Annotated in this window: 9 protein-coding genes; 4 read left to right on the plus strand and 5 right to left on the minus strand. The window is 73.1% G+C overall.

Features of this window, described 5'->3' with window-relative positions; all coding sequences use genetic code 11:
- Positions 1-1,911, plus strand: a 1,911-nt coding sequence (locus G3I41_RS14550) for a hypothetical protein (protein ID WP_164400631.1), incomplete at its 5' end; no start/stop codon positions are given.
- Positions 1,912-1,949: 38 nt separating this feature from the next.
- Complete coding sequence (locus G3I41_RS14555) at positions 1,950-3,032, plus strand: tyrosine-protein phosphatase (protein ID WP_164400632.1); 1,083 nt, start codon at positions 1,950-1,952, stop codon at positions 3,030-3,032.
- 21 nt (positions 3,033-3,053) lie between these two features.
- On the opposite strand, the gene G3I41_RS14560 is transcribed toward G3I41_RS14555, so the two are convergent.
- Positions 3,054-4,175 (minus strand): ADP-ribosylglycohydrolase family protein, encoded by a 1,122-nt coding sequence (locus G3I41_RS14560; RefSeq protein WP_343242124.1) that lies wholly within the window; start codon positions 4,173-4,175, stop codon positions 3,054-3,056.
- Between the two features lie 76 nt (positions 4,176-4,251).
- On the opposite strand from G3I41_RS14560, the gene G3I41_RS14565 reads away from it, so the two are divergent.
- The gene (locus G3I41_RS14565; RefSeq protein WP_164400634.1) at positions 4,252-4,545 is read left to right on the plus strand and encodes a DUF6343 family protein; all 294 of its coding nucleotides are present in this window, start codon (positions 4,252-4,254) and stop codon (positions 4,543-4,545) included.
- Between the two features lie 20 nt (positions 4,546-4,565).
- Here G3I41_RS14565 and G3I41_RS14570 read toward each other — a convergent pair whose 3' ends face one another.
- The 4 genes from G3I41_RS14570 to rpsA all read right to left on the minus strand — a co-directional run bounded on the left by G3I41_RS14570 (position 4,566) and on the right by rpsA (position 8,300).
- Entirely contained in the window at positions 4,566-4,928 is a 363-nt protein-coding gene (locus G3I41_RS14570) for a tetratricopeptide repeat protein (protein ID WP_018518777.1), read from the minus strand.
- 86 nt (positions 4,929-5,014) lie between these two features.
- Positions 5,015-5,620: a dephospho-CoA kinase gene (coaE, locus tag G3I41_RS14575; protein WP_164400635.1), complete on the minus strand. Its 606-nt coding sequence runs from the start codon at positions 5,618-5,620 to the stop codon at positions 5,015-5,017.
- A gap of 65 nt (positions 5,621-5,685) precedes the next feature.
- Positions 5,686-6,624 (minus strand): PAC2 family protein, encoded by a 939-nt coding sequence (locus tag G3I41_RS14580; RefSeq protein ID WP_073864671.1) that lies wholly within the window; start codon positions 6,622-6,624, stop codon positions 5,686-5,688.
- A 167-nt stretch (positions 6,625-6,791) separates the two neighbouring features.
- Entirely contained in the window at positions 6,792-8,300 is a 1,509-nt protein-coding gene (gene rpsA / locus G3I41_RS14585) for a 30S ribosomal protein S1 (RefSeq protein WP_164400636.1), read from the minus strand.
- 396 nt (positions 8,301-8,696) lie between these two features.
- On the opposite strand from rpsA, the gene G3I41_RS14590 reads away from it, so the two are divergent.
- Complete coding sequence (locus G3I41_RS14590) at positions 8,697-9,509, plus strand: class I SAM-dependent methyltransferase (protein ID WP_164400637.1); 813 nt, start codon at positions 8,697-8,699, stop codon at positions 9,507-9,509.
- Positions 9,510-9,721: the final 212 nt, after the last annotated feature.

The raw sequence follows: 9,721 nt of genomic DNA on the forward strand, positions 1-9,721 counted from the left end.
CCGGCGGACCCCTCCCCGGCGCGGGGCTGCGACCCGCTGGCACCCGCCGCGTGCCTGCTGCCGTTCCCCAACGACTGGTACACCCGGCCGGACCCGCGCACCGACACGGGCCGCCGGGTGGCCTTCGACGCGGCCGCCCTCCCCCGGCCCGCGAGCGGGCAGGCCGTCGACCCGGCCGCCTGGAACCGGTCCGACGGCTTCTCCCCCGGCTCCACGCTGATCGCCCAGGTGCCGGGCCTCGACCTGGCCCGGACCGGCGCGGCCCCGCTGACCGACATCGGCCGGTCCCTGGACCGGGACGCGCCCATCGTCCTGCTGGACACCACGACCGGTGAGCGGTGGCCGTACTGGGCGGAGCCCGACAGCAACGCCACCGACCCCGCGCGCCGGGCCCTGCTGATCCACCCGGCCCGCAACTTCCAGGACGGCCACCACTACGCCGTGGCGCTGCGCCACCTCAGGGACGGGGCGGGCCGTACGATTCCGGCCGCCGCCCCCTTCACCGCCGTGGCCGGGAAACGGCTGCCCGCGCACCATCCGCTGCGCGCCCGCCAGGACCGGCTGCGGCCCGCCCTGTCCGCACTGCGCCGGGCGGGCGTCCCCGCCCAGGGGCTCAACCTCGCCTGGGACTTCACCGTCGCCTCCACACGCAACCTCACCGGCGACCTGTTCACCCTCCGCGACGACGCGTTCCGCCGGCTCGGCGACCGCGCACCCGCCTTCGAGGTCACCGGGGTCACCGACCTCACCCGGGAGCAGGACGCCCGGATCGCCCGCGAGGTCACCGGCGAGGTCACCGTGCCCGGCTACCTGGACGCGCCCGGCGGCCCGCCCGGCGCCGTGCTGAACCGCGACCGCGACGGCACCCCGCGGGCGCTCCCGGGCAGCACCGTGACCGCCGCGTTCCGCTGCGAGATCCCGCGCGCCGCCTTCCGCCGACCGTCGCACCCCTCGCTGTACGGTCACGGGCTGCTCGGCTCACGCAACGAGGTCGGCGCGGGCAACGTCAAGGACATGGCCGCAGAGCACGACTTCACGTTCTGCGCGACGGACTGGACCGGCATGGCCAAGGCGGACATCCCCGTGGTCATGGCCGCGCTCGCCGACCCGGGCCTCTTCCCGGCCGTCCCCGAGCGCAGCGAACAGGGCATGCTGAACACCCTGTTCCTCGGCCGCGCCCTGATCCATGCCGAGGGCCTCACCACCGACCCGGCGTTCCGCACCGCCGGCGGGCGCCCGCTCCTCGACACCCGGCACGGCCTCGCGTACGACGGGAACAGCCAGGGCGGCATCCTCGGCGGCGCCCTGATCGCCGCCTCGCCCGACATCCGGCGCGGGGTGCTCGGCGTCACCGGCATGAACTACGGGCTGCTCCTGAACCGCAGCGCCGACTTCGCCCCGTTCCAGCAGGTCCTGAACGCCGCCTACCCGGACAAGCTGCACCAGCAACTGGTCCTCCAGCTCTTCCAGATAGTCTGGGACCGGGGCGAGACCAACGCGTACGCCAACCACCTCACCGACCACCACCAGGTCCTGATGCACATCGCGTACGGCGACCACCAGGTCGCGAACGCGGCGGCCGACGTGGAGGCGCGCACCATCGGCGCCCGGCTGCTCACCCCGGCGCTCGCCCCCGGCCGCAGCCCGGACGCCGTCCCGTACTGGGGCATCCGGACCGCCGGCCCGCACCGGCTGCCGTACCGGGGCTCCGCGATGACCGTCTGGGACAGCGGTACGCCCACGCCCCCGGTCACCAACACCCCGCCCACCGGCCCCGCGTACGGGCACGACCCGCACGAAGACCCCCGCAACTCGCCCGCCGCACGTCAGCAGAAGGCCACCTTCCTGACCACCGGCCGGGTCATCAATGTCTGCGGCACCACCCCGTGCACCGCCACACCGACCTCCTGACGCCTCCCCTGCCCCGCAGGGCCACGACAAGGAGCACCATGCGTACGCATCGCATCGCCGGCGCCGTCCTCGCCACCGCCCTCCTGACCGGTACGGTCATGGCCCCGGCCGCCCTCGCCGCACCGCCCGCGACCGCGCCGGCCTCCGTCGCGCAGTCCGCCGTACCGTTCACGGCCGCCACCGCCACCCGCACCGCCGACGGCGGCCACACCCTCTCCTGGGCCTCGCCCGCCGGTTCGGTGACCGTCACCGCCGTGACCTCGCCCGACGCCACCACCGGCACCGCGCTCGGCACGGCCCCCGGCACCGGCTCGCTGACCGTCGCGCCGGGCACGCTCCCGGAGGCCGGGCGCTGGTACTTCCGGCTCGTCCCGGACAGCGGCAGCCCGCTCGTCGTCGCCGACCGCTCCCTCGGCCTGGCCTCCGCCCGCAACTTCCGGGACATCGGCGGCTACCGCACCACGGACGGGCGCTGGGTGCGCCCCGGCCTGGTCTACCGCTCCAACAAGCTGAGCAAGCTCACCGACGCCGAGCAGCAGCGGCTGGTCTCCCAGAAGCTCACGCTCGACGTGGACCTGCGCAACGTCCAGGAGCGCCACGACGACCCGGACCGGCTGCCCGCCGGAGTGCGCTACCAGGTCGCGGACGTCGTCTCGCTCGCCCACGGCATCCGCTTCCACGACTCGGCCCTGATGACCCTGGCCGAGGCGATCGCCGCCGGGCTCTTCTCCGGCTCCTCGGACCTCGGCCAGTCCATCGGCTACCCGTTCATGGTCAACTTCGTGGGCGCGGACTACGCCTTCCGCGACCTCGTCACGGCCGTCGCCACGAACGCCTCCGGCGCCACGGTCTTCCACTGCAGCGCCGGCAAGGACCGCACCGGCTGGGGCACGGCCGTCCTGCTCACCCTCCTCGGCGTCCCCCGGGCCACCGTCGAGGCGGACTTCCTGGCCAGCAACCAGTACACCGGCGACCCGCAGGCCGTGGAGCTGAGCTGGCTGCGCGCCGCGTACGCCGAGGTGGACCAGATCTACGGCGACTTCGACACGTACGTACGGGAGGGGCTGAAGCTCGACGCGGCGACCGTGGCGGCGCTGCGGGCGAAGCTGCTGACCGACTGACCGCGCGGCCCGTGCCGGGGGTCAGCAGCCCGGGTAGCGGCCCTGCGGCCACTCGACGGCGTGCTCGAACTCCAGGCACAGGTCGTCGGCCACCTCGGCGATCACCCCGCGTCCCTCCGTCCGCGCCAGCCAGTGCGGAGGGAGGCGGGTGTCGCCGTGGCGGGCGCCGAGGAGGTTGCCGCAGACCGCGCCGGTGGAGTCGCTGTCGCCGGAGTGGTTGACGGAGAGCAGCAGGGCCTCGGCCACCTGGTCCGCTCCGGGCCGGACGAGCGCGCAGTACACCGCGATGGCCAGCGCTTCCTCGGCCACCCAGCCCTGCCCCAGGGACTCCACCCGTTCGGCGCTCGGCCCGCCCCGCGCGGCCAGGTCGACGGCCGCGCGCAGGGCGTCCGTCGTCTCCTCGTGGCCGGGGTGCCGGGCGAGCAGTTCCATGGCCCGCAGCACCGCACCGGGCAGCGAGTCGCCTTCGAGGAGGTGTCCGACGATCGCCGCGAGCGCCCCCGCCGCGAAGGCGCCCGTGGGGTGGCCGTGGGTGATCCGCGCGCACCGGGCGGCGCGCTCGAAGCCGGACACCGGGTCCTCGCCGGTCAGGCCGAAGGGCGCGGACCGCATCACCGTGCCGCAGCCCTTGGACCCGGTGTTGACCGGCCCGGGCTCACCGACCGGGCCCCTCGGGTCCGGGATGTGCCCGGCGGCGAGTCCGGTCAGGCAGGCGTTCCCGGGAGCCCGCCGGGCGTACAGCCAGGGCTGCTGCCGGAGCCATCCGTTGCGGACCGGGTGCCCGGCCGTGGCGGCAGGCGGCGTCGGGTGGTTCTGGGTGTCCAGCCAGCGCAGGTACGCGTTCCTGACGATGCCCGTCTCGGCGCCGCCGATGCCCTTGGACATGGCGCGCGCATGCGCCCGGATCAGCCCCTCGGCCGTGAACAGCGTCATCTGGGTGTCGTCCGTGATCCGGCCGACGACCCCCTCGTCGTCCGGTGTCATGCCGCGTACGCCCTGCTCGCCGTGCGCGCGCCGGATGCCCGCGAGCGACAGGAACTCGACCGGGTTGCCCAGGGCGTCCCCGACCGCCCCGCCCAGCAGACACCCGCGCACCCTGGCCCGGCGGGCCGTGAGGTCCGCCCCCGTCGTCGTACCGCTCACCGTCGGCCCCCGCCCTCTCACGCTGTCGCGCCGCGTCTGCCCGGCCGTGGGTCCATGCTGGTAGGGAGGCGATGCCATGCGTACCGGCAATGAACCGACGACCGCCCGCAGTCCGCTGCGGATGCGGCTCTGGCTGAGTCTATGGGGCCTGGCCTGGACCGTCTTCGGGGTGACGGCCTTCGCCGTGAACGGCCGCACCGGCTGGGCGGCGGTCTGCGGGGTGCTGCTCGCGCTGGTCCTGGTCGACCTGTGCGTGGTCGTGCACCGGCTGCGCCAGGGCGCGCACTACCAGCCGGGCCGCTCCGTACCCCCGTACGAACCCGACCACGGCCCACGCGGCGGCAAGGGCCCGCCGCCGGGCACACCCTAGTTCTCGCCGCCGGGCACGCCCTAGTTCTCGAAGCGGGCCGCGCGCAGGTACTCCGGCTTCGGGTCGAGCGCGGCGGCCAGCCGGAAGTGGCGGGTCGCGCGCTCGGGGTGGCCGGAGCGCTCGAAGGTGCGGGCGAGGGCGAAGTGGGCGAAGGCGTTGTCCGGCTCGCGCTCCAGCACCAGCTCGAATTCCAGCTCGGCGGGGCGCAACTGCGCCGCGGCGAAGAAGGCGCGGGCGCGCAGCAGCCGGGCAGCGGTGTTCTCGGGGTGGGCGGCGATCACCGAGTCGAGCAGTCGCACGGCGCCCCGGGGATCACGCGCGGCGAGCAGTTGCTCGGCCGCGCGGAAGTCGATGACGTCGGTTTCCGGGTTCCTCTCGGGCACGGTGGCATCCTTCCCTGGTCCGTCCCGGGGTGAACGCGGGCGCGGCCGCGGGTATTCCGGGACTGGCGCGGGCCACGGCGACGGGCTCAGCCCCGCTCCGCCGCACGCCGGGTCAGCTCCGCCCAGACCTCGCGGACCCGGGCCGCCAGCTCCTCGACCGGTCCGTCGTTGTCGACGACCAGGTCGGCGACGGCGCGCCGCTGCTCGCGGGTGGCCTGGGCGGCCATCCGGGCGCGGGCGTCCTCCTCGGTCATGCCGCGCAGCCGGACGAGCCGGTCGAGCTGGGTCTCCGGGGCGGCGTCGACCACGACGACCAGGTCGTAGAGGGGGGCGAGGCCGTTCTCGGTGAGGAGGGGGACGTCGTGGACGACCACGGAGTCCGGTCCCGCCTCCTTCTCCAGTTCGGCGGAGCGGTCGCGGACCAGGGGGTGGACGATCGCGTTGAGCGCGGCGAGGCGGTCCGGGTCGGCGAACACGACCGCGCCGAGCGCGGGCCGGTCCAGGGTGCCGTCCGGCCTGAGAACGCCGGGGCCGAACTCCTCGACCACGGCGGCGAGTCCGGGGGTGCCGGGCTCGACCACCTCGCGGGCGATGCGGTCCGAGTCGATGAGGACGGCACCGTGGCCGACGAGCAGCCGGGACACTTCGCTCTTGCCGGCTCCGATGCCACCGGTCAGGCCCACTTTCAGCATCCCGGCAGCCTAGTGCCCGCCGCCGTCACTCGGTGCGCGGGGCGGCGGGCACAGGACCGAACGGTTCAGACGTCGCCCTCGCGCTCGGCGAGGAACTTCTCGAATTCGAGGCCGATCTCGTCCGCCGAGGGCAGGTCCGCCGGTTCGGCGACCAGATTGCCCCGGGTCTCGGCGCCCGCGACCGCGTCGTACTGGTGCTCGAGGCCCTCGACCAGCGAGACCAGTTCCTCGTCGCCCTGGCCGATCTGGCGGTCGATCTCCGTCTGGGTGCGGTGCGCCTCGGTGCGCAGGGCGTGCGCGACGGACGGCAGGACCAGGCCGGTCGCGGCCGTGATCGCCTCCAGCGCGGTGAGCGCCGCGTCCGGGTAGGCGGAACGGGCGACGTAGTGCGGCACGTGGGCGGCCACGCCGAGCACGTCGTGGCCCGCCTCCATCAGCCGGTACTCGACCAGGGCCTCGGCGGAGCCGGGGACCTGCGCCTCCTCGAAGGGGCTGCGGTGGCCGGGGGTGAGGTCGGTGCGGTTGCCGTGCGGGGTGATGCCGACGGGGCGGGTGTGCGGGACGCCCATCGGGATGCCGTGGAAGTTGACCGCGAGGCGGACGCCCAGGCGCTCGACGACCTCCTCGACGGCGGCGGCGAACCTCTCCCACTCCACGTCGGGCTCCGGTCCGGACAGCAGCAGGAACGGCGCGCCCGTGGCGTCCTGGACGACGCGGACCTCCAGCGCGGGGGTCTCGTACGCCGCCCAGCGGTCGCGCTTGAACGTCAGCAGCGGGCGCCGGGCGCGGTAGTCGATCAGGCGGTCGTGGTCGAAGCGGGCCACGACCTGGTGCGGCAACGATTCGAGCAGGCCGTCCACGATCTGCTCGCCGGTCTCACCCGCGTCGATGTAGCCCTCGAAGTGGTAGAGCATGACCAGGCCGGCCGACTCCTGGGCGAGCGCCATGTCGACCACAGCCAGGCCCTTCGGCTCCCATTCGTACAAACTCTGCGGATCAGGCACGGTTACCGCTCCTCCTTGTGTTCCTGGAGAAGAACGCCACGGGTGCCCCGGTCATTCCCCGTACACGCTCTTTCACTCCGGAAACACGTGAGGCCCGCCCCCCGAAGGGAGCGGGCCTCACGGTCACTTACCTACCGCAGCCGATGACCGGCCGGAGGGACAGAGCGTCAGCTCTGGCCGCCCGCCAGCTTCTCGCGGAGCGCGGCCAGGGCCTCGTCCGACGCCAGGGCGCCGGAGTTGTCCGAGGACTCCGAGGAGTAGGAGCCACCGCTGCCACCCGAGGCGGCCTGCGTGTTGCCGACGGGGGCGGCAGCGCCCTCGGCGGCAGCGGCCTCGTCGGCCTCGCGGGACTTGATGACCTGGGCCTGGTGCTGCTCGAAGCGCTGCTGCGCCTCGGCGTACTGGGTCTCCCAGACCTCGCGCTGAGCCTCGAAGCCCTCGAGCCAGTCGTTGGTCTCGGGGTCGAAGCCCTCGGGGTAGATGTAGTTGCCCTGGTCGTCGTAGGACGCGGCCATGCCGTACAGGGTCGGGTCGAACTCGACCGAGGCCGGGTCGCCGCCGAACGCCTCGTTGGCCTGCTTCAGCGAGAGGCTGATGCGACGGCGCTCGAGGTCGATGTCGATGACCTTGACGAAGATCTCGTCGTTGACCTGGACAACCTGCTCCGGGATCTCCACGTGGCGCTCGGCCAGCTCGGAGATGTGGACCAGGCCCTCGATGCCCTCGTCCACGCGGACGAACGCACCGAACGGAACGAGCTTGGTGACCTTACCGGGGACGACCTGCCCGATCTGGTGCGTACGGGCGAACTGCTGCCACGGGTCTTCCTGCGTCGCCTTGAGCGACAGCGAGACGCGCTCGCGGTCCATGTCGACGTCGAGGACCTCGACGGTGACCTCCTGGCCGACCTCGACGACCTCGGAGGGGTGGTCGATGTGCTTCCAGGACAGCTCGGAGACGTGCACCAGACCGTCGACGCCACCCAGGTCCACGAAGGCACCGAAGTTGACGATCGAGGAGACGACGCCGGAGCGGACCTGGCCCTTCTGGAGGGTCGTGAGGAACGTCTGGCGGACCTCGGACTGGGTCTGCTCGAGCCAGGCACGGCGGGACAGGACCACGTTGTTGCGGTTCTTGTCCAGCTCGATGATCTTGGCCTCGAGCTCCTTGCCCACGTACGGCTGGAGGTCGCGGACACGACGCATCTCGACGAGCGACGCCGGGAGGAAGCCACGGAGGCCGATGTCGAGGATGAGACCACCCTTGACGACCTCGATGACGGTACCGGTGACGATGCCGTCCTCTTCCTTGATCTTCTCGATGGTGCCCCAGGCACGCTCGTACTGAGCGCGCTTCTTCGAGAGGATCAGGCGGCCTTCCTTGTCCTCCTTCTGGAGAACCAGGGCCTCGATCTCGTCACCGACCTTGACGACCTCGTTCGGGTCGACGTCGTGCTTGATCGAGAGCTCGCGGCTCGGGATGACACCTTCGGTCTTGTAACCGATGTCGAGGAGAACCTCGTCCCGGTCAACCTTGACGATGACACCGTCAACGATGTCGCCGTCGTTGAAGTACTTGATCGTCTCGTCGATCGCCGCGAGGAACGCGTCCGCGTCGCCGATGTCGTTGACCGCAACCTGCGGAGTGGTGGCGGTGGTCTCGGTGCTGCTCGTCATGTGGGAAAGGGCTCCGGTACGGACAGTGAGTCGTAGGTACTGCTACGCCGAAAGCCCGTATCGCCTCTGCCTAAGCCGGACAGCCCGGGAAGCGCCAGTTCCGTGACCGGAAGGCGCCTCGTGAACCGAGGGGACTAGCAACAGATGCGAGCGCGGCCTGCTAGGTCTGAGGAGCGCAGGCTCGCAGCGCAACTTGTAGCATACGGGGGCAGCAGGGCACGGTCAATGCGCGAAGGCGGACACCACGGGCACAAAGCCCGATATCCGGCACAACTCGGGTTCACCGAGGCCAGATCGTGTCCGGCAGTATCCGGACACACCGGTTCAGCGCTGCGCAGGCCCCCTTGGTACGTACCGCGTACGGCGGGGTGAAGGCAAACTACAACGACGGACACGATGAGCCAAGAGATGTACGCCGCCGAACCCGAGGCGACCCGCCGCACCGCCGGCACCGCCGAAAGCAGCCGGGCCAGCCGGGGCTGGTGGGACCGCAACGCCGACGAGTACCAGAGCGACCACGGCGCCTTCCTCGGCGACGACCGCTTCGTCTGGGGCCCCGAGGGCCTGGACGAGGCGACGGCCGGCCTCCTCGGCCCCGCCGACGCGCTGAAGGGACTCGACGTCCTGGAGATCGGCGCCGGCGCGGCGCAGTGCTCCCGCTGGCTCGCCGCGCAGGGCGCCCGCCCCGTCGCCCTGGACCTCTCCCACCGCCAGCTCCAGCACGCCCTGCGCATCGGCGACGACGTCCCGCTGGTCGAGGCGGACGCCGGGCGGCTGCCCTTCCGCGACGCCTCCTTCGACCTGGCCTGCTCCGCCTACGGCGCGGTGCCGTTCGTCGCCGACCCGGTCCAGGTCTTCCGCGAGGTGCGCCGGGTGCTGCGCCCCGGCGGACGCTGGGTCTTCTCCGTGACGCACCCCGTCCGCTGGGCCTTCCCCGACGAGCCCGGCCCCGAGGGCCTGTCGGTGGCCGCCTCCTACTTCGACCGCACCCCCTACGTCGAGCAGGACGAGCACGGCGACGCGGTCTACGTCGAGCACCACCGCACCCTGGGCGACCGGATCCGGGACGTGGTCGCGGGCGGCTTCCGGGTGGTGGACCTGGTCGAGCCCGAGTGGCCCGCCTGGAACGACCAGGAGTGGGGCGGCTGGTCCCCGCTGCGCGGCAACCTGATCCCGGGGACCGCGATCTTCGTCTGCGTACGGGACTGAGCCGGCGGCCGGTGCGGGGCCCGGGCGCCCGCCGTACGAGACTGGGGGCGTGATCCGCACCGACGCCCTCGACCGGCTGCCCGTCCGCACCGCCGTCCCCGCCCTCCGGCGGGCGCTGGACGACCGCGGGACCGCGGTGCTGTGCGCACCGCCCGGCACCGGCAAGACCACGCTCGTCCCGCTCGCCCTGGCCGGGCTGGCCGGCGGGGGCC

The sequence above is a fragment of the Streptomyces sp. SID9727 genome, assembly GCF_010550605.1.
GTDB lineage: Bacteria > Actinomycetota > Actinomycetes > Streptomycetales > Streptomycetaceae > Streptomyces.

Coding starts and splice junctions, on each gene's coding strand:
- rpsA (WP_164400636.1), bottom strand. CDS start 8,300: ATGACGAGCAGCACCGAGACCACCGCCACCACTCCGCAGGTTGCGGTC.
- G3I41_RS14590 (WP_164400637.1), top strand. CDS start 8,697: ATGAGCCAAGAGATGTACGCCGCCGAACCCGAGGCGACCCGCCGCACC.
- coaE (WP_164400635.1), bottom strand. CDS start 5,620: ATGCTGAAAGTGGGCCTGACCGGTGGCATCGGAGCCGGCAAGAGCGAA.
- G3I41_RS14555 (WP_164400632.1), top strand. CDS start 1,950: ATGCGTACGCATCGCATCGCCGGCGCCGTCCTCGCCACCGCCCTCCTG.
- G3I41_RS14565 (WP_164400634.1), top strand. CDS start 4,252: ATGCGTACCGGCAATGAACCGACGACCGCCCGCAGTCCGCTGCGGATG.